Annotated in this window: 21 protein-coding genes; 9 read left to right on the top strand and 12 right to left on the bottom strand. The window is 70.6% G+C overall.

Annotation, left to right across the window (positions count from 1 at the left end):
• Positions 1-235 precede the first annotated feature (235 nt).
• From ACFO0C_RS28785 to ACFO0C_RS28770, 4 genes are all read left to right on the top strand, one after another.
• The gene (locus tag ACFO0C_RS28785) at positions 236-1276 is read left to right on the top strand and encodes a lysylphosphatidylglycerol synthase transmembrane domain-containing protein (RefSeq protein ID WP_378069830.1); all 1041 of its coding nucleotides are present in this window, start codon (positions 236-238) and stop codon (positions 1274-1276) included.
• Between the two features lie 567 nt (positions 1277-1843).
• Positions 1844-2176 (top strand): galactose-binding domain-containing protein, encoded by a 333-nt coding sequence (locus ACFO0C_RS28780; protein ID WP_378069829.1) that lies wholly within the window; start codon positions 1844-1846, stop codon positions 2174-2176.
• Entirely contained in the window at positions 2173-2397 is a 225-nt protein-coding gene (locus ACFO0C_RS28775) for a hypothetical protein (RefSeq protein ID WP_378069828.1), read from the top strand. Before ACFO0C_RS28780 ends, ACFO0C_RS28775 begins: the two co-directional genes overlap by 4 nt.
• Positions 2398-2424: 27 nt before the next feature.
• Entirely contained in the window at positions 2425-2748 is a 324-nt protein-coding gene (locus ACFO0C_RS28770) for an RICIN domain-containing protein (RefSeq protein ID WP_378069827.1), read from the top strand.
• A 21-nt stretch (positions 2749-2769) separates the two neighbouring features.
• Here the strand turns inward: ACFO0C_RS28770 and ACFO0C_RS28765 are convergent, their stop codons facing one another.
• Complete coding sequence (locus ACFO0C_RS28765) at positions 2770-3534, bottom strand: hypothetical protein (RefSeq protein ID WP_378069826.1); 765 nt, start codon at positions 3532-3534, stop codon at positions 2770-2772.
• Positions 3535-3614: 80 nt separating this feature from the next.
• Positions 3615-4652: an FAD-dependent monooxygenase gene (locus ACFO0C_RS28760; protein ID WP_378069825.1), complete on the bottom strand. Its 1038-nt coding sequence runs from the start codon at positions 4650-4652 to the stop codon at positions 3615-3617.
• On the opposite strand from ACFO0C_RS28760, the gene ACFO0C_RS28755 reads away from it, so the two are divergent.
• Complete coding sequence (locus ACFO0C_RS28755; protein WP_378069824.1) at positions 4569-6725, top strand: sensor histidine kinase; 2157 nt, start codon at positions 4569-4571, stop codon at positions 6723-6725. The genes ACFO0C_RS28760 and ACFO0C_RS28755 overlap by 84 nt on opposite strands.
• Here the strand turns inward: ACFO0C_RS28755 and ACFO0C_RS28750 are convergent.
• The 7 genes from ACFO0C_RS28750 to ACFO0C_RS28720 all read right to left on the bottom strand — a co-directional run bounded on the left by ACFO0C_RS28750 (position 6691) and on the right by ACFO0C_RS28720 (position 12156).
• Positions 6691-7887 carry a multidrug effflux MFS transporter gene (locus ACFO0C_RS28750; protein ID WP_378069823.1) on the bottom strand — a complete coding sequence of 399 codons (1197 nt, stop codon included), beginning with the start codon at positions 7885-7887 and terminating at the stop codon, positions 6691-6693. The two genes, ACFO0C_RS28755 and ACFO0C_RS28750, sit on opposite strands and share 35 nt — an antisense overlap.
• 37 nt (positions 7888-7924) lie before the next feature.
• Positions 7925-8461 (bottom strand): hypothetical protein, encoded by a 537-nt coding sequence (locus tag ACFO0C_RS28745; protein ID WP_378069822.1) that lies wholly within the window; start codon positions 8459-8461, stop codon positions 7925-7927.
• A 134-nt stretch (positions 8462-8595) separates the two neighbouring features.
• Positions 8596-9201, bottom strand: a complete 606-nt coding sequence (locus tag ACFO0C_RS28740) for a TetR/AcrR family transcriptional regulator (protein WP_378069821.1) — start codon at positions 9199-9201, stop codon at positions 8596-8598.
• Positions 9202-9292: 91 nt separating this feature from the next.
• A complete protein-coding gene (locus ACFO0C_RS28735) occupies positions 9293-9952 on the bottom strand; it encodes a TetR/AcrR family transcriptional regulator (protein WP_378069820.1) in 660 nt (219 codons plus the stop codon).
• 184 nt (positions 9953-10136) lie between these two features.
• Positions 10137-10718 carry an MOSC domain-containing protein gene (locus ACFO0C_RS28730; protein WP_378069819.1) on the bottom strand — a complete coding sequence of 194 codons (582 nt, stop codon included), beginning with the start codon at positions 10716-10718 and terminating at the stop codon, positions 10137-10139.
• A 64-nt stretch (positions 10719-10782) separates the two neighbouring features.
• Positions 10783-11751, bottom strand: a complete 969-nt coding sequence (locus ACFO0C_RS28725) for an aldo/keto reductase (RefSeq protein WP_378069818.1) — start codon at positions 11749-11751, stop codon at positions 10783-10785.
• 9 nt (positions 11752-11760) lie between these two features.
• A complete protein-coding gene (locus tag ACFO0C_RS28720) occupies positions 11761-12156 on the bottom strand; it encodes a hypothetical protein (protein ID WP_378069817.1) in 396 nt (131 codons plus the stop codon).
• A gap of 84 nt (positions 12157-12240) precedes the next feature.
• Here ACFO0C_RS28720 and ACFO0C_RS28715 point away from each other — a divergent pair, with 84 nt between their 5' ends.
• The 4 genes from ACFO0C_RS28715 to ACFO0C_RS28700 all read left to right on the top strand — a co-directional run bounded on the left by ACFO0C_RS28715 (position 12241) and on the right by ACFO0C_RS28700 (position 15201).
• Positions 12241-13293: a glycoside hydrolase family 43 protein gene (locus ACFO0C_RS28715; protein ID WP_378069816.1), complete on the top strand. Its 1053-nt coding sequence runs from the start codon at positions 12241-12243 to the stop codon at positions 13291-13293.
• Between the two features lie 90 nt (positions 13294-13383).
• Positions 13384-13956: a hypothetical protein gene (locus tag ACFO0C_RS28710; RefSeq protein ID WP_378069815.1), complete on the top strand. Its 573-nt coding sequence runs from the start codon at positions 13384-13386 to the stop codon at positions 13954-13956.
• A 14-nt stretch (positions 13957-13970) separates the two neighbouring features.
• Positions 13971-14483 (top strand): sigma-70 family RNA polymerase sigma factor, encoded by a 513-nt coding sequence (locus tag ACFO0C_RS28705; RefSeq protein ID WP_378069814.1) that lies wholly within the window; start codon positions 13971-13973, stop codon positions 14481-14483.
• Positions 14476-15201, top strand: coding sequence for a hypothetical protein (locus tag ACFO0C_RS28700; RefSeq protein WP_378069813.1), 726 nt, complete (start codon positions 14476-14478; stop codon positions 15199-15201). Before ACFO0C_RS28705 ends, ACFO0C_RS28700 begins: the two co-directional genes overlap by 8 nt.
• Before the next feature lie 74 nt (positions 15202-15275).
• Here ACFO0C_RS28700 and ACFO0C_RS28695 read toward each other — a convergent pair whose 3' ends face one another.
• From ACFO0C_RS28695 to ACFO0C_RS28685, 3 genes are all read right to left on the bottom strand, one after another.
• Positions 15276-15914: a TetR/AcrR family transcriptional regulator C-terminal domain-containing protein gene (locus tag ACFO0C_RS28695; protein WP_378069812.1), complete on the bottom strand. Its 639-nt coding sequence runs from the start codon at positions 15912-15914 to the stop codon at positions 15276-15278.
• A gap of 37 nt (positions 15915-15951) precedes the next feature.
• Positions 15952-16101: a hypothetical protein gene (locus ACFO0C_RS28690; protein WP_378069811.1), complete on the bottom strand. Its 150-nt coding sequence runs from the start codon at positions 16099-16101 to the stop codon at positions 15952-15954.
• 317 nt (positions 16102-16418) lie between these two features.
• Entirely contained in the window at positions 16419-19208 is a 2790-nt protein-coding gene (locus ACFO0C_RS28685) for a poly(A) polymerase (RefSeq protein ID WP_378069810.1), read from the bottom strand.
• Positions 19209-19222: the final 14 nt, after the last annotated feature.

The following is a 19222-nucleotide window of genomic DNA, read 5'->3' as shown; positions in this document are numbered from 1 at the left end:
TGACCCGCCCCGTCGCGCCCGGTTCGCCGCCGCCGTCAAGGCGCGGGGTGAGATGTGGTCCGATTCGAGCCGCGGATGCCGGGCCCGGCGCGTGGCCACCGCGGCGCGGGATCCGGCGGCCGTGGTGTGGCGCACTCTTGTGGAGAACGAACGTTCGCTTTACCGTCAGTGCATGGCCCGAATCAGCGAAGCGACGATTCGTCAACCGGCCGTCGTGCCCGCCGATCCAGAGAGCATGACTCTGTCCGCCGAGCGCGTCGCCCCGGTCGCCCAGTGGCGCCGGTGGGTGCGGCGTGTCGCGGTGGCGGCGCTGATCGTCCTGTTCGCGGTCGAGCTCGTCCTGGGCTGGCCGTCGCTAGCCTCGGCGCTGGGACAGTTGGAGGCCCCGGATCCCGGCTGGCTCGCCGCGGCGGTCGCCGCCGAACTCGCCGCCATGGGCATGTATGCGCGGATGCAACACACCCTGCTGCGTTCCGCCGGGCTTCGGGTGCCGCTCTACCGCAACGTCGCCCTCGCCTACGCCGCGCATTCCCTCAACGAGACGCTGCCCGGCGGCCCGGCGTTCTCGACCAGCTTCAACTACCAGCAGCTACGCCGCTTCGGCGCCACGCCGGCGGTGGCGTCCTGGACGATCGCGCTGTCCGGCATCCTGTCCACCACCGCCCTCGCCGTCGTCACCGCGGTCAGTGCGCTCGCCTCCGACGGCGAGACCCACTGGGTGAGCCTGGCCGGCCTCGGCGCGGTCATCGTCCTGCTGGTCGTCGGCGTCCAGCGGATCAGCCTGAACCCGTCGATCGTGGATCCGCCGGCCCGCGCCGTCCTCGCCCGGATCAACCGGTTCCGCAGCCGGCCCGCCGATCATGGCCTGGACCGTTTCCGCGGCTTCGTCGGCCAGCTCGGCGCCGCCCGCCTGACACCCGGTCGCGGTCTCGCCGCCGCCGTCTTCGCCGTCCTCAACTGGGGTCTCGACGCCGTCTGCCTGTGGATGTGCGTGCGGGCGGTCAGCGGCGAGCCGATCAACGCGACCCAGTTGCTGCTCGCCTTCTGCGCCGGTATGGCCGCCGGAACGATCACGATCGTCCCCGGCGGACTCGGCATCATCGACAGCGCGCTGATCCTGGGCCTGATCGCCGGAGGCATTAGCACCGCGACAGCGATCGCCGCCGTGGTCCTCTACCGGATCATCAGCTTCGGTTTCATCATCGGCGTAGGCTGGATCTCCTGGCTGATCATGCGCCGCCGCCATCGCCTCCACCTGGCGAAAACGCAATCCTGACGCCGTCGCCTGGCGAACACGCAATCCTGACGCCGTCGCCTGGCGAGCACGCAATCCTGACGCTGTCGCCGTCGCCTGGTGAGCACGCAATCCTGACGCTGTCGCCGTCGCCTGGTGAACACGCAGCCCTGACGCTGCCCGGACCTCGCCGAACTGCGGGCCGATCGCCCAGGTAGCCATGGCCCCGCGCTGACCTCAGCTGACGGCCGAAGCCCGACCACCGCGCATGGTTCCGTCCAGCCTCCGGCCGGTGCGGCATCCCGCCGCCCCGCCGATCTTGACCCGGTTTCCACCGGATGCGGTGGTGATTCGGTCAAGATTCGCGTGGTAGTTGGTGTGGTGTCGGCGGTCGCGCCTGCGGCGCCGCCGCGCTGGTGATCTTGACCCGGTTTCCACCGGAAGCGGTGGTGATTCGGTCAAGATCCTCGTGGTGGTTGGTGTCGTGTTTGCGGTCGCGCCCGCGGCGCCGCCGCGCTGGCGATCTTGGCCAGTATGCCACCGGAAGCGGTGGTGATTCGGTCAAGATCTGGAGTGGAGCCAGTGGGAAGCGCGGCTGTCGGGAATCCGGTGACGCAGCCGCCCGGGGAACGGGTCAATGTCGCCGCCAACCCGCAGCGGCATGGCAACGGGTCCACGCAGCCGTTCGCTTCCTACACGTTCACCGTCGACAACGCCTGGCGGATCATCGACGGCAACATCTTCGAGAACAACGTCCCGCAGAACACCCGCTGGACCTCCTACAGTTCACCGAACGCCAGTGACCACGCCGGCGTCGACCTCGGGCGGCCGGTGACCGTCGACGACGTGCGGCTGTACTTCTACGACGACGGCGGGGGAGTGCGGGTACCGACCGGCTACCAGCTGCAGTACTGGACCGGCGCGAGTGGCGGACCGTCGTGACCGGGGCGTCGCCGGCGGCGAACGGACTCACCCGGCACACGTTCGCGCCGGTCACCACGTCGCGGCTGCGGGTGCTCGGGCCCAACCGGGGCGGCGGCGTCGGCTGGGGGCTCAGCGAGTTCCAGGTGTGGAGCCGGCCCACCTTCAAGATCTTCAACCGGCACAGCGGCAAGCTCCTCGCCGTCGACAACGCGTCCACCGCCGACAGCGCGCCGGCGTAGCAGTACAGCGACAGCGACACCGGCACGATGGACCACCGATGGGAGCTCGTCGACAACGGCGACGGCTGGTTCCGGATCCGGAACCTGAACAGCGGCGAGGTCCTCGGTGTCGCCGGCATGTCCACGGCCGACAGCGCCCAGGTCGTGCAGTACGCCGACAACGGCACCGCCCACCACCTGTGGTTGCCCGTCGACGCCGGTGACGGCAACTACAAACCGGTCAGCCGGCACAGCGGCAAACTGCTCGCCGTCGACTCGATGTCGACGGCCGACAGCGCGAACGTGCAGCAGTACCGCGACAACGGCACCAACGACCAGCAGTGGCAGCTACGTGCCAGCGTCGGCCGCTGAACCTCCGCCGCCGGGGACGGGTCACTTCGTCCCCGGCGGCTGGTATCCGGTGATCCCGGCGGTCAGGTCACGGCTCGCGATCAGCCACGAGACACCGAACGCCCACACCGAACCGACCTCGCCGACGTAGAGCGGGGTGAACGGGCCGATCGTCAGCGGAAGGAACGACCCGAGCGCCACCCACACGATCGACGCGACGATGACCCACACGCAGATGTGCTGGATCCGCGCGTACTTCCGCTCGTGGTTCCGGTCCTTGTCCCGCCGGGCGAACAGGTAGGCGATCACCGCCAGGCCGATGATGAAGATCGCCGCGAAGGTGAAGTGGATCCCGGCGGTCAACTTCTCACCCAGTGCCTGCTGAACGGACGAGCAGCCGGCGGGTTCCGGGACGACCCCGCACAGCGCCGCCCCGGGCTCCAGGCCGGGACGCCCGGTCGGGAAGAACGCCACACCGACGACGGCCACACCGGCGACCAGGCTGACCCGGAAGTCGCTGGTCCGCCGCTCACCGGCCATGTAGGTCATCAGCAGGAAACCGGTCACCGACAGGCTCGCGACGAACAGGTCGCGCATCGGGGAGTGGTAGTAGGCGCTGAGCGACCCGTGGAACTCCACGTCCTCCCGGATCAGCAGCCATTCGCCGAGCATGAGCGCGATCGGCAGGAGGATGCCGATGAATCCGACACTCACCCGGATCAGCAGGTACGACTTGGCGTAGAGGACCGACGTGTCGGCGTCGTCCTTCAGATCTCGGGGGCGCGGACGCGGCTCTTCATCGAGCATGGTTTCCTCCCCGGAAGAGGGAACCTCAGATTAAGTTCGCCGCACCGCCACCCGGCCTTGGTTGTCCTTGATCTGGCCGTTCAGGGGTTACCCAGGCGCGCGCTGGCGGCCACCGTCTCCTCCGTCTCGGCCCGGCGACGGGTCGCGTAGGCGGCGAACGCCGTCTCCGGATCCCCGTGCTCCCGCAGCGCCTCAGCCAGGGCGACGGCGTCCTCCGCGGCCATCGACGCGCCCTGGGCGGCGGCCGGGACCGCGGCGTGCGCGGCGTCACCGGTCAGGACCATGCGGGCGTTGTGCCAGTGCGGGGTGGTCGGGATGTCGAACGAGTCGCCGCCGACGATGTCCGGGCCGGCCGCCGCGATCAGCGCGTACGCCGGTGTGGCGTCACCGTCGCAGGACCGCAGGGCAAGGTCGCGCCACTGGGCGGGGCTCAGCCCAACGGCCGGCTCACCGCCGTTGATGCGGGCGAACCACCAGGTCCGGCCGTCGCCGCCGGGCACGGTGACGCCGGTGAACGCCCGGCTACCGCGAACCATCAGGTACTCGTCGGGGTCGAGGCCGGCCGGGTTCCCGGGCGTGTAGCCGTAGACGACGTGGTGTCCCGCATAGCGCGGCTCGGGCGCCTCCGGGTCGATCAGCCGGCGGACGCGGGAGTGGATGCCGTCCGCCCCGACCAGCACGTGCCCGGAGACCCGGCCGCCGTCGGCGAACTCGGCCTCGACACCGTCCGGCCCGATCGTGGCGCCGGCCAGCCGCCGGCCGTGGTGCACCGGGATGCCCCGCGCGACGGCGAGCTCCTGCAACGCCCGATACAGCGCGGCCCGGGTGAGCGACCGGGCCGGCCCCTCGATCGGCCGGTGCCCGAGCCTGCGGCCCTCGGCGTCGAGCAGCGCCACCGCCCGCGCCGGGAACGACACCGCCTCCACCGCGCCGGCCGCACCGATCCGCTCGAACGCGGCCATCCCGTTGCGCATCACGGTGAGGAACGCGCCGGCGTCCGCGCCACCGGACGCGTGCGCCTCGAAGACCTCGGCATGGAAGCCGGCCTCGCGCAGGGCGAGAGCGGTCGAGGTCCCCGCCACCCCACCACCGACGACGATCACTTTGGGTACGGCCATACGCCCCATGCTGCCCTATGTGTCACAGCGGCGTATTCCCGTGTTCGGCTGCGTGCGGCGCTCCCCGGCCCGCAAGGTGATCACGTGGTTCTTGCACGGTGGCGTTTCCTGGCGGTTCCACTGGCGATCTGGCTAGCGGCGGTATCCCTCGGCGTAGCCAGCCTGAGGTGGGTTCAGTTTGCCGGGCGGGAGGCAACACTATCCCGGTTCGAATATCGGGTTGATCTCGCGGCGGATTTTGTCAGCAGCATGGTGTCTGAACTGTTCGAACGGCAGCAGGAGCAGGCCAGTGCGTTACTGACCGACCGAACCGTTGACCCGAAGGATCTAGCTCAAGCGGTGACGGGTCTCGGATACTCCTCGGGCCTGCTCCTCGACGATCGGGGGCGAGTGTTGCAAGCAATGCCTCCGGATCCTGATCTGCTCGGCCAGGACGTCACCGGCCGACACTCCTACCTGCGTTCCTCGGTGTTCGACGGGCAACCGGCCATGTCGACGCCCGCACCATCAGCTCTAGGTGGCATGCCGGAGACCGTATTCGCGGTGCCGTTCTCCACCGAGTATGGCCGCCGGGTGTTCTCAGCTGCCGTGAAGATCGGGGAAAGCCCGTTCGCTTCATACCTGAGCACCTCGTTGAACCTAGAGGGCGGGGCGGTACAACTGGTCGACTCGTCCGGTGCGATCGTCGCCGCAAACCGGACGCTGGATCCCCCATCTACAGCCCTGAGAACCCATGTCCCAGAGCTCGCGTCAGCAATGACCCTGTACAGAAACGGCCGCTACGATCAGGACGGATACTGGTGGCGATACACGTCAGCGAAGGTGCAGGGCACCCCCTGGCGGTTGTCCGCTGCTGTCACCGAGGAAGTGCTGTTCTCTTCGGCGAAGAGCAACGAATTCGCATCGGAGGTTGCCGTCTTTTCGGCGTCCGCGGTCGGGCTTCTCGTCGTGGCGTCCAGCGCCCGGGCCCGCCGCCGTCGCCGTGAACTCCAGCTCGGCGAAGTGTTCGACAACGCCCGGATCGGCATGCTGCTCACCGACCCCGACGGCCGGCTCACCAGGGTCAACCCCGCTTTCTGCCAGATGCTGGGCCGTCCCGCCGACGAACTGATCGGCCGGGACTTCACCGAGTACAGCCATCCCGACGACGCCGAGGCGGGCCGCGCCGAGATGGCCGACTGTGTCGCCGGACGGAGCGAGGGCTTCGCCTTGGAGAAGCGGTACCTGCATGCCGACGGCCGTACCGTGGAGGGCTCGGTGACCGCAGCCGTGTTGCGCGACCCCGCCGGCCGGCCCCGGCATTTCGCCACCCAGGTTTTGGATGTGACCGAGCGGCGTGCCCTGGAACGGGCCCGTGACCGGCAGGCGGCCGAACTCGCCGAACGCGCCGACCAGCTCGCTGACTTCATCGCGATGCTGACGCACGACGTGCGGCAGCCGTTGACCAACGTGGTGTCCGGTGGCGAGATGCTGCTCGACGAGTGGCCCGACTTGGACGACGAGACCCGCTGCAAGTACGTCCAGCGGATGATCGCGGCCGGACACCGAGCCGGGAACCTGGTCGAGGAGGTACTCATGATCGCCCAGTTGGACGCCGGTGCGCTGGTAGCCCGGCGGTCGGAGTTCGATGTGGGTGATCTGGTCCGCGAGGCCGTCGCGGCGCACGGCGCGAACCCGGCCGAACCGATCACGGTGATCGCGTCGGAGAACGCCTTCGGTGTCGCCGACACCACCCACCTGCTGCTGATTCTGGCCAACCTGCTCGGTAACGCCGTCAAGTACGGCGCTCCGCCGGTGACCGTGACCGTCGCGGACGACGGCGGCACGCATGTGCGGATCTTGGTCAGCGACGAGGGCGAGGGTGTGCCGGAGGACTTCGTGCCGCGGCTGTTCGACCGCTTCGCCCGGGCCGATTCCGGGGTCGCCACCACGAAACCGGGGACCGGGCTGGGTCTCTACCTGGTTCGGCAGCTCGCCGACGCCAGTGGGGTGCGGATCGCCTACGAGCGGAACCGGCCACGCGGATCGATCTTCGTCCTCACTCTCGAACGGGCCGTCCGCCGAGCACGGTGAACGCGGCCACCGAGCACATCATCATCGTGACGCCCATCGTCGCCGCGGTCACGTGGCCGGACAGGCTCATGGCGGAGGCGGCGACACTGCCGACCAGGAACTGCAGCAGGCCCTGCAACGACGAGGCCGAACCGGCGGCGGAGCCGTGACCGGCCAGGGCCAGGGAGGTCGCGTTGGCGAGGACGATCCCGAGCATCGACACGACCAGGAACAGGCAGATCAGCAGCACCGGAAGCGGCAGGCCGGTCACCGCGCACGCCAGGACCCCGGCCGACCCGAGTGCGGCGACGGCCAGGCTGACCCGCAGCAGGGTGTGCTCGTCCGCGACCCGGCCGACCAGCCGGCCGTTGACCCGCCCGAACAGGACGATGCCGAGTCCGTTGACGCCGAAGACGACGCTGAACTGCTGGGCTGACAACCCGTAGGAGTCCTGGAGGACGAACGACGACCCGGAGATGTAGGCGAACACGGCGGCGAACATCAGCGCGGCGGCCAGCACGTAGCGCAGGTAGCGCTGGTCGGTGACCAGGGTCCGGAACGTCCGCAGGGTCGCGCCGAAGTGGGCGGGCGCCCGGCGGTCGGCGGGCAGCGACTCGGGCAGGGCCAGGACGACGGCGACGAGCAGGACGGCACCGACGGCGGTGAGGACCAGGAAGACGGACCGCCAGGTGGCGACGGTGAGCAGCTGCCCGCCGATGACGGGCGCGACGACCGGCGCCGCCCCGTTGACGACCATCATGGTGGAGAAGAACCGGGTCATGGCGGTGCCCTGGTAGAGGTCGCGCACCACGGCCCGGGCCAGCACGGCTCCGGCCGCCGCGCCCAGCGACTGCACGATCCGGCCGGCGATCAGCCAGCCGACGCCCGGGGCCAGCGCGCACCACAGCGAACCCGCCGCATACAGCGCCAGCCCGGCCAGCAGCGGGCGGCGCCGGCCCCAGGCGTCCGACAGCGGTCCGACGATCACCTGGCCGAGGGCGAGCCCGACGACGAACACGGTCAGTGTGAGCTGCACCGGCAGCGTTCCGGTGTGCAGGTCGCCGGCCATGCCGGGCATCGCCGGCAGATACATGTCGATGGTGAGCGCGCCGAAGCCGCTCAGCGCGCCCAGGATGAGGACGAGCCGGGCCCGGGTCCTCGGGGCGTCGTTGGTTATGGGCACATGCTCATTGTGGATCTGCATCCCGGCGCGGCACCGTTCACAGGCTGGTCGACGCCGACCAGGTCACCTTCCTGGTCTGGCGCAGGTTGCCGTACCAATCGTTGGGGATCGGGTGAACCTGGAGGTAAGGCAGATCCGGGACGCCGTAGGCCTTCAGCACGTCCCAGACCACGTCGGCGCAGTTGTTGCCGAGTACCGCATAGCCGCGCCCGGCCGCGGCGGCCGCCACCGTGTTCGCCGGGGAGGCGTCGAAGGACGCCGTGGAGACCGTGATCGCCTTGTAGGAGAGGTAGCCGCGGGCCTTCATCGCGGTCAGCATGTCCGCCTCGCCGCCGTCCTGCCGCCAGAAACCGTTGTCGGAGCCGGCGCTGAGAATCGGGCTGCCGTTCGGGTTCTCCACCGAGCCGAAGGAGTAGCCGCCGTCGCACGAGGTGCGGTAACCCCACCCGACGTGTCCGAGACCGTTCGCCCCGCCCGGCCGGACGAAGACGTAGGCGCTGTCGGCGGCGCCGCAATCCAGCACCGCCGCGGAGGCGAACTTGGCGAGGCCGATCGAGGCGGCCAGGAAGGCCACCGCCATCATGGCAAAGGGGAGAGAACGACGACGTGCCACGGTTTACCCACCTGTTGCTCAAGGATTCCCAGTAACTCAGAGCACATCATCGATGATGAATACGATCATGGCAATGGAGCTGGTCGCGGCGTGGATCAGTGGCGGATGCCGTGCAGGACGGTGTCGACCACCTGTTCGGCGTAGGTGTGCATCTGGGACAGCATCCGCGTGCGCAACTCCGGCGGTGTGGTCAGCACATGGTTCTGGACGGCACCGACGACCAGGTCGATGACCAGGCCGGGGCTGGTGCCCTCGGGCAGCTCGCCGCGTGCGACGGCCCGGTGCACCATCGCGCGGCTGGGTGTCACCACACCGGCCCGGTAGTCGGCGGTCGCGTCGTGGACCTCCGGATGCAGCCGCGTGTCCATGAGGATGCGCAGGTACACGTCGCCCTGGATGCCGGTGAGGATGTCCAGCAGGATCCCGGCGACGGCGAGCAGGTCGCCACGGATGTCGCCGGTGTCGATGTCGGCGACCCGGATCCATCGTGCCTTCAGCACATCGTTGAGCAGCTCCGCACGATTCGACCAGCGCCGGTAGAGCGCCGCCTTGCCGATCCCGGAGGCGCGGGCGACACCTTCGAAGTTGAAGCCGGCCCAGCCGCTGCGCCCGTACAGCTCGATGGCGGCGTCGAAGACCCGCTCCTCGACGTCGGGATCGCGGGGGCGGCCCCGGCGGGCGGCCGGCACGGTTTCGGACACGCCCGCCATTGTGCCAGCGGCGACCATGAGGGACGGGCGGCGGCCGTGATGGACGGGCGGCGGCCGTGATGGACGGGCGGCGAGGCGACCGTCAGACCGGGGGCATGAAGACCGGCGCCGTCACCGGGCGCAGGCCTGCGGCCGCCACGACGGCCGGGTCGGCGACCGCGTTGAGCAGGAAGCCGACCAGGCGCCGGGCGTGCTCCCGCGCCGCGGCGTGCAGGGTCTCCCGTTTCTCCGGCGCCGTGCTCATCGCGTGCATCATCGCCCCGCCCAGCAGCGTGTCCAGCAGCAGTGTCACCGACGTGCCGCCCGCCAGCTCGCCCCGGGTGATGCCGCGCCGCACGATCTCCCGCGCCGCGGCGATCTGTGACCGGCGCAGCTGCTCGTAGTGCTCGGCGACGCCCGGGATCGACGGTGCCTCCAGTGACAGTCGCAGGGCGGCGCGGCTGGCCGGGCCGGTGTAGAGCCTCAGCATCTGCGTGGTCAGCTCGACGAGATCGCCCTGCAGGGTGCCGGTGTCGACCGCGCTGACTTTCGCCAGGTTGGCGGTCAGTGCCTCGGTGAGCAGCACCTCTTTGCTACTCCACCGCAGGTACAGGGTGGGTTTGCTGATGCCGGCCCGGCGGGCGACGGTCTCCATCGCGAACCCGGCCCAGCCGGCATCACCGAAGACGTCCAGGGCGGCCTGGGTGATCCGGCGATCGACCTCCGGGTCACGTGGGCGGCCTCCCGCTGCTCCAGCACTCATCGCACCCTCTCTCCGGATACTGAACGGAACCGTCAGGATACAAGGCTACCGTCAGGGGGGATTCATCAGGGAAACGATCAGCGTTCAGTTACTCGGCTGGAGCATGATCCTGGAGGTCTCACCCACGTCGGCGCGTGGAGTGCCTCCGGCCAATCATGGCCGGGGCACTCGTGCGGCCGATTCGTCAGATGGGGTTCACGTGCCGGATCGTATCGCCGGGGCGGATCGTCGCGCCCACCAGCACCCGGGCGTTCAAACCGCGCAAGCGCAGGCGCTGTCCGTCCTCGGCCCAGACGATCTTGTGGGCGTCCCGGCCGTACCGGGCCGCGAATTTGGCGCAGCCGTTGTGTGGCTCCTCGGTCACCTCGATCACCGCGCGGTCGCCGATCGCCAGCCGGGCGCCGGCCGGCAGGGCGTCGACGCTCAGGTCCAGGTCGACGTAGAGCTGGTCGCCGGCCAGGGCCCAGCTCTCCGGCGCGGTGCCGGCGATCAGCTCGACGAAACGGGAGTTGATCACGGTGAGCTGCCGTCCGGGGTGCGGCGACCGGTCGGGTGTCTGCGAGCTGCCGCGCTGGCTCCAGTCGTCGCCGACCAGGCCGGCGTCGGGGTCGAGCTCGGCGGTGGCCAGCACCTCGCGGGTGTCGACGGACGGCCGGCGCACGGCCAGTGACAGCGTGCCGGCGCCTCGCGGCGACTGCCTCACCAGGTGCAGACCGTCCAGGATCTCGTCCCTGGAGCGATGACGTACGGCGATCGTGTTCTCCATGCTCCGAGACTGCGCCGGGCCCCTCGGGGCCGTCCAAACAGTTCTCGAAACGCGGGATCGGCGGTCACCACCAGTAGTTGTCCTGCGGCTGGTAGGGGCCCTCCAGCCGGGCGATCTCGTCATCGGTGAGCCGGAGGCCGAGCGCGGCGACCGCGTCCGCCAGGTGGTGCGGCTTGGTGGCGCCGACGATCGGGCAGGAGACGACCGGTTTGGACAGCACCCATGCCAGCGCGACCCGGGCCATCGCCACACCGCGGGCCTCGGCGACGCTCTGGATCGCGTTCACCACCGGCTCGTCGACGTCACGGTCGAACGCCCTGGCCACCTCGTCCGACGAGGACCGGGCCGTCTGCTCACCCCAGGGCCGTGTCGCGCGGCCTTTCGCCAGCGGGGAGTACGGGGTGAGCCCGACACCCTGGTCGAGGCACATCGGGATCATGTCCCGTTCCTCCTCCCGCTTGAGCACGCTGTACTGGTCCTGCATCGCCGCGAACGTCGTCCACCCGTTGACCACGGCGGCGTGCTGGGCCTTGGCGAACTGCCACGCCCCCATCGACGACGCGCCGAGATAGCGCACCTTGCCCGCCCGGACCAGGTCGTCGAGCGCGCGCATGGTCTCCTCGACCGGCGTCTCGGGGTCGAAGCGGTGGATGTAGTAGACGTCGATGTAGTCGGTCCCCAGCCGGCGCAGCGAGGCGTCGGCCTGCTCGAGGATCGCCTTGCGGGACAGGCCGCTGCCGCCCGGCCCGTCGTGCATCCGCCCGCTGACCTTGGTGGCCAGCACGATCTCCTCCCGCCGGGCGAACCGGGTGACGGCCCGGCCGACGAACTCCTCCGAGGTGCCGCCCTGGTAGACGTTCGCGGTGTCCCAGAACGTCACGCCCAGCTCGACGGCCTGCCGGAAGAACGGGGCGGCGGCGTCCTCGTCCAGCGTCCAGCGGTGCATGCCGGACGCCGCCCGGCCGTAACTCATACAGCCCAGACCGATTCGGCTCACCTTCAGCCCGGTCCGGCCCAGTCGCGTGAACTCCATCGCACGACCCTACGACGTGATGCCCGCAGCGTCGCATGCCTCCCGCACGTGACCGGCCGCGTCCAGGATGCGGTCCTGCGCGGTCGCTGCCTCGTCGCCGATCGGGGCATCCAGCCAGGTCGAATAGTGCTCCTTCAACTGTGTGCCGGCCTTTTCGATGCTCGCGACGCGCGACTTCGCGGCGTACTCGATGAGGCTTTTGATCGTCTGCTCGTCGATCTCGATCGCTTCACCGGGCCGCGGTGTTCCGGCCGCGAGCTTGCAGGCCTCGGCGGCCTCGGGGGCGACTGACGGAACGGAGGTGGAGGCCGCGGGCGGAGCCGCGGCGGGCGCAGGGGCGTCCTGGCCGCATGCGGAAACGGACATCGTCAAGATCACTACCGCGAGGAACTGTGCGCGACGCATGCGGGCACGGTAGCGCTCTCTCGCTCGGAACAGCTTTTTCAGTTAGGTTTCCTTAATTCACAGGCGTCGAAGGAGGATCCCCCAATGCCTCGTCCCCGCTGGCTCGCCGCACTCATGTCCGTCGCTGTGGTCGGTGCCCTCGCCGTCGCCCAGCCGTCGTCCGCCGCCCGCACCACCCTCGGCGGCGCCGACCCCAGCGTCATCAAGGTCAACGGTCTCTACATCTCCGCGAAGTCGGTCGACGGCGGTGTCGCCGTACGGACCGCGTCCACCCTGGAGGGCCTCGCCACCGCCCCGAAATCGCAGGTCTGGCGGGACACCGGCGGTCTCGGCGAGGTCTGGGCGCCCGAGATCGTCCACCACGACGGCCACTACCGGATCTACTTCGCGGCCGGCACCGGCGCCGCCCACCGGATGTACCACATCAGCTCGACCAGCCCGGCCGGCGGCTACTCGGCGGCGACGAAGGTCGCGCTGCCGGACGACAAGTGGGCGATCGACGGCGTCCCGTTCACCTACCAGGGTCAGCGCTGGTTCGTCTGGTCCGGCTGGTCCGGCGACACCAACGTCGAGCAGAACCTCTACCTGGCCCGGATGAACACCCCGACATCCACGACCGGCGCACGGTACGTGATCTCGCAGCCCCGTGAGTCCTGGGAGCGGGTGATCGGCAACCCGTACATCAACGAGGCTCCCGAGCCGATCCTCGACCCGAACGGCCAGCTGCACATCGTCTACTCCGCGAACGGCAGCTGGAGCAGCCGCTACTGCCTGGCCGACCTGCGACTGCGGTCCGGCGGTGACCCGTCCTACGTCTGGGACTGGTACAAGAGCAACGGCTGCCAGTTCGGCTCGAACGCGTCGGAGCTGATGGCGGGCTGGGACCCGACCCTGTATGCGGACGGCCCCGGCCACCACACGTTCGTCCTGGAACGCGGCGACATCGCGACCAGCCCGCCGTCCGGCAACCGGTTCCCGACGATGTATCACGCGGTCGCGAAGGGCACGCCGTACTCGTGGTCGAACCGATACTGGTACACCGGCACGGCCGTCTGGTGGGGCAACGTCACCTACCGGCGGGCCAACGTTCCCGGCGCCACGACGAGCACCGGCTTCGGGCTCAAGTTCTTCGAGTGACCTTTTCGTTATCTTCCCGGTGAAATCAGGGGCCCGCGCGGGGCGTGTCCATGGCGATTGCAGGACACGCCCCCACGAAGGAGCACCCCTATGCGTTCCCTGGTCATCGGAGCCGTTCTGAGTGCCGTCGCCCTCACCGGTTGCGCCGGTAACGCCCCGGTCGCGATGCAGCCGGCAGCGGCCGACCAGAAGCCGCAGCCGAAGGTCACCAAGGCTCCCGTCTCGGACCTGAGCCAGCTCAAGCGCCTCGGCATCGACGTCCAGAAGAGCGTCCTGATCGACGTCGCCGACGACGGCGTGGACCGGTGGCTGGACATCGGCAAGGCCGGCGTCGATTTCACCGGCACGGCGCGGACCGACAACACGATGATGTTCCTGGCCGCGGCCCCGGTCGCCGCCAAGAACCAGATCCTGATCAAGCCGCCGTTCTACAACGAGGACCTCGGCGCCGGTTACTGTGTCGCCGACACCAGGGGAGCCCCGCTGAAGCTGGAGACCTGCCAGAGCGGGCGGAAGCAGCAGATCTTCACGATCGTCCCGGCCGGCGACTCCGGACAATTCGAACTTCACGGGTTGTACGGTGTCATCCGGGTCGACAACGGCAAGATCACCACCAGTGGTAAGGGCCGCACCGGACTCCAGACCATCCTGTACGCCAACTGAGCCGGAGCCGGGCCTTGCGCGACGTCGAGGACTTCGACACCTTCTACGCGATGTCCTCGCGTCGCGTACTCGCCCAGATAGCCATGATGGTCGACAACCGGGCGGAGGCCGAGGACGCCGTCGCCGAGGCGTACCTGCGCGCCTGGAACCGCTGGTCGAAGATCAGCACCTACGAGAACCCCGAGGCCTGGGTACGTCAGGTCGCATACCGCCAGGCGGTGAGCACCTGGCGCAAGGCGGTGAACCGGCTCCAGGCCCACCGGCGTGACACCACCGATCACCGCGTCGACGCGCTCAACCCGGACCACGTCGCGATCGTCGCGGCACTCCGCAGGATCCCCGCCGACCAGCGCCGGGTGATCGTCCTGCACCACATCGCCGGGCTCAGCGTCGGCGAGATCCACCAGGAGACCGGCATCCCGGCCGGGACGGTCACCACCTGGCTGGCCCGCGGCCGCCGTGCACTGGCCGCCCACCTGACCGACAGCGACACCCTCGAAACGGGCCGGGAGCACCGCGATGTCTGACGATCGCATCCAGCAGGGCCTGGACTCGTACGCCGAACACCTCCAGCACACCGCCGCCCTCGCGCCGTCCGCGGAGATCCGGCGCCGCGGCGACCGGCGACGGCGCAACCGGGCGACCGGCGCCGCCTTCGCCGCCGTCCTGATCACCGCGGCCGGCATAGGCGCCGTCCTGACCCGCGGACCCGGACCCGACCACCCCGACCCGCCCGCAGCGACAGTGACGCCGTCGCAGTCGCCGTCGCCGTCGGCTGCCCGCCCGTCGGTCGCCCCCTCCCGATCAAGTTCGGTCACCTCCGACGTCACCAGACTCCGCGAACTCGGTGTCGACCTGGATACCGGGATCCTGATCGACGTGGCCGACGACGGCATCGACCTGTGGATGGCGGTCGAAGCCGGCGACGTCGTCGACTTCACCGGCACCACCCGTGCCGACTCCACCGAGATGTCGCTGGTCCCGGCCCCGGTGACCGGCAGGGACCGGGTGGTCATCATCCCGGTCGCCAGGCCCGGCTGGTGCGTCACCGACACCTCCGGCGTGCCGCTGGCCCTGCAACCGTGCCGCGACGGTGACCCCGCCCAGACCTGGGAGGTGATCCCGGCCGGGGACTCCGGGCAGATCAACCTCCACGGCGCGGATGGCGAGATGCGCGTCGACGAGAACGGCCTGGTCGCCACCGGTGGCCGATCCGGCTTGCAGACGGTGCCCTTCGACCGCTGAACCGATCGCCCTTCGATCGCTGAACCGGTCGCCCTTCGATCGCTGAAGCGGTCGCCCTTCGACCGGTGAACCGGTCAGGACGCGGCGGTCTTGACGGTGGCGCCCGCGATGACGACGTCCAGGCAGTCGTGGAACAGGTCGTCGACGGTCCGGCCCGGCTCGAAGTAGTCGGTGATGGCGGCGATCGCGGTCGGGTGCCGCTCGGTGAAGGCGGCCATGTCGAAGGAGCGCAATGCCTCCGCGTCCGGGCGCGGGGCCTGCTCCTCGAGGACGTGACCGACCGTGAAGCGCTCGACGGTCAGGACGATCACGCGGGCCTGCCGTAGCGGGATCCCGTGGGCGACCAGGGTGCTCATCGCCAGCTCGGAGATCGCCGCCATGGTGGCCGAGAGCTGGGCGGCCGAGACGACCCGGGCGCCGTCCGGATGGGCCAGCAGTGCACGCCGCAGACGGGTGGCCAGGCCGGTCAGCCACTCCTGCCAGGGCTGCTCGGGTGGCGGTGGTGCCATCTCGGCGAACTCCTGGTCGAGGATCGCGTCGGCGATCGCGGTGACCAGTGCCGCCTTGTTGGGCACGTGCCAGTAGAGCGTCGGCGACTGCACACCGAGCCGCGCGGCGAGTTTGCGTGTCGTCACGCCGTCGAGGCCGTCGGTGTCGAGCAGGGCGACGGCCTCGGCGATGATCCGCTGTCGATCCAGCGCCAAAACGGGCACCTCCCGGGCGCACTCTATCAGTGCTAGATTCTCCCTATCACTGATAGAGAGGGAGATCATGATGCTCGACAAGCTGCACCAGGTGACCCATCGCGTTCCGGGCGTGCCCGTGCACGCCGACCACCCGGCGGGGCACGCCGACCACCCGGCTGGGCACCAGGGTGCGACGGGCCACGGCCGCACGCATCACCATTCGTCAGATCACCGGTTCCTGCCGGGCTGGCAGCGCCGAATCGCGGCACTCTTCAGCCGAGCACGGTGAGCCGAGCCAAGCACGGTGAGCCGAGGCCGGGCACGGTGAGCCGAGGCCGGGCACGGTGAGCCGAGGCCGGGCACGGTGAGCCGAGGCCGGGCACGGTGAGCCGAGGCCGAGGCCGGGCCCGTTGCGGTGAGGTAGGGCGGCCGATTTGCGGCCTTCGGGCGATTTGCGGCCTTGAAGGGCGGGCCGGTTGCGGTGGGAAGGGGTGCGGGCCGGCGGGGAGTGGTGCGGCGGCCGCGGGCGGATCAGTGCAGGGTGGGTACCGCCGCGCCGTCGACGTGGTCGGCGCGGACGCCCGGCATCGCGGCGAGCCAGCCGGACAGGATGGTGGCCAGGGCGGCGGCGCCGGGCGGGCGGCGACCGAGACCGACGGCGTATTCGCGCAGCTCAGGACCGCTGGTGAACGGCCGAGGCCACGCGTGCGCGTCGGTGACGCCGGCCTCCTCCAGCACGGACAACAGCGCCCGCACCCGGCCACGGAACCGGCCGACGGTCTCCTCGAACGGCTCACCCGCCACCGGCTCGACCGTCAGCACGGCCCACGCCCGGTGCCTGCGGTGCGGCGGCGTCGCGGCCTGCCCCTCCCACGACTGGTAGAGCTCCTGCACCACCAGGTCCGCGAACCCGGCACCGACCTGCCCGGTACAGGTCCGGACCGGAGAAGAGGGGGTCAAAACCATCATCGGGTACGCCTCCGTCAGCCCCGTGACAGCGTCGGTGAGGGCGACCGGCTCGATCCAGTCCCAGGCCGCCCACGTGCCGAAGAAGTGCCGCAGCAACTCGGCCGGAGCCAGGTCACCGGCGTCCCGGGCGGTCCGGGCCGCCAGCACCGTCCACGCCAGGCCGGGCAGCCCGCCGAACGGTGCCGAGTCCAGCCCCCGGAACCGGGCCCAGGCCTTCACCGAGCGGGCCAGAGCGGTGAACCCGGGCACCCCGGCCGTCGCTGCCAGAACGGCCTCGGCATCCGACACGGCACTCAACGCGATCGCCGACGACTCGTCCAACTCCGCCCGCCGGTCGACCGCCGTCTCGACCGGCAGCCCGCCGCAGCCGACGGTGACCAGGTCGACGGCGAGACCACGGCTCCGCAACCGCAGGCCGGGCACCCGCGCGCCGGTCACCGGCCGCACCGACCACCCCGGACCGAGCGCCTCGGCGACCCGGCGGCACAGATCGTCCGCATCGGCCGCACCGGGAAGCGCGGCCACCAGATCCAGGTCTGCACCGGGCAGGTCGCAGCGCAGCCGCCGTGACCCGGCGAGGTGGACGATCCCCTCGGGCAGCGCCGCCCGCAGCGCGTCGAGAACCCCGGAGACGTCCACGGTGGCGGGTACCGGCGGTTCCGGGTCGGGCAGCCAGCGCAGCTCACCGGTGCCGAGCAGGAGTTCCGCCCGGGCCCGCATCGGTTCGTCGGCCCGCCGTGAAAGCAGCACCAGCCGGTCCACCGTTGCCGTGACCGGCCGCAACGCGGCGACAGCCGGCCCGAACCGCTGGAGACCGGCATCCCGGCCGGGCCCGGCGGCGGACTCTGCGGCGGACTCCGTGGTGCGGCCCAGGGTCAGGTGGGGTGTGTAGCCGTCGGCGCGGCCCCGGCACTGGGGGAATCGGCGTTGCAACGCGCTGTGCAGCGTCGCCCACGGTGCCGGGCCGGCGGCGGCCGGGTCGAGCCAGAGGGTGGCGTCGTCACGGTGCGCGAATGTCCGTACCCCGTCAAGGGTTGCCTCGAACGGGGAGACCTCGGCGGCCGCGGCGGCCAGATGGGACGCGGCGTCCTCGAAATCGGCCTCCGGCAGGAAACCGAAGAGCACGTTGACGTGCGGCGGCCACCGGTCGACCTGCGGATCGAGCGCCCGCCGCACCTCCTGGACCGGAGGCCACAGCCGCCGCGGAGGCAGCCACGCCACCGCCGTCCGTGCCGTCGGCCGTGCCTCGACCGTCACGGTCGGTGGCGACCCGACCGTCACATCGACGACCACACCGAAGTGATCGGAGGCGAAAAGACCTTCCCGGGGTACGTCACCCGCGAGCCCCGCCCCGGCGACGGTCAGCTCGGCGCCCCGCAGGAGGACCCGGTCCAGCCGCGACGCCTGCCCGGTCAGCGAACCGATCGCGGCCAGCGGATTACGGCCCGGGTCGTAGGTGGCCGTCCCATCCTCCGGACCGTGCGTCTCACTCCACGCGTCACGCAGCGCGAGCCGCCGGGCCGGGGTGTCGCCGCCGTCGTTGAAGTCGCCGACCAGCACGACCGGTGCGTCCAGCCCGGACAGCCCGGCCGCCAGTTCGGTCAGCTCGGTGGCGCGCCGCCCCGGACCGTCGGCGGAGTGATCGCTGGTGAGATGGACCGCCGCCACCACCACCGGACCGTCCACGGTGATCGCGGTGACCTGCTTGTGCGGCCCGAGGACGTGCCGCCCCGCCTCCAGCACCGGAACCCGGCTGAGCAGCAGCATCCCGCTCACGTCGACGTCCCGCCCGCCCGGATCGGTGCACAGCGTGTAATCACGGCGCACCCAGTCCGCGGCGAGCAGCCAGTCCAGCAGGCCACGCTCCACCTCCTGGAGCGCGATCACGTCGGCGTCGGCCCGTTTCAGCTCGGCGACCAGCAGCGGCCTCCGCCGGACGGTGTCGATGCGGTCGGCGTCGTAGCGGTCCCACAACGTGTTCCAGGTGAGAACCCGCAGCGTGGTGACGGGGGAGGTGGCCCGCGGCGGGGCCGGGACCCAGCCGTCGACCTCGTGCCAGGCGTGCGGGGTGCGGGCGGTGAAGAACGGCGCACCCAGCCGGCGCCGCACCCGGACCCGGCCGGCCGCCGTGGTGTCGAGACGGTCCACGCCGGTCGTGCGGTCCCACACCCGCTCGCCGTCGGCCTCGACGAACAGCACCCGGTGCCAGGGGATGTCACCGCCGGGCACGAACGCGGGCAACGGCACCAGCTTGGCCTCGGCGCCGTGCAGGTCGATGCCGAACACGAACCGGGCCGGATCGAGCCGCGGATCCCAGCGCACCCGGTGATAGATCTCCTCACTGGTACGCATCGGGGAACCGTAAC

The sequence above is a fragment of the Actinoplanes subglobosus genome (assembly GCF_042650585.1).
GTDB classification, from domain to species: Bacteria; Actinomycetota; Actinomycetes; order Mycobacteriales; family Micromonosporaceae; genus Actinoplanes; species Actinoplanes subglobosus.
Note: the sequence above shows the minus strand (reverse complement) of the source record. Positions and strands in the feature narration are given on the sequence as shown.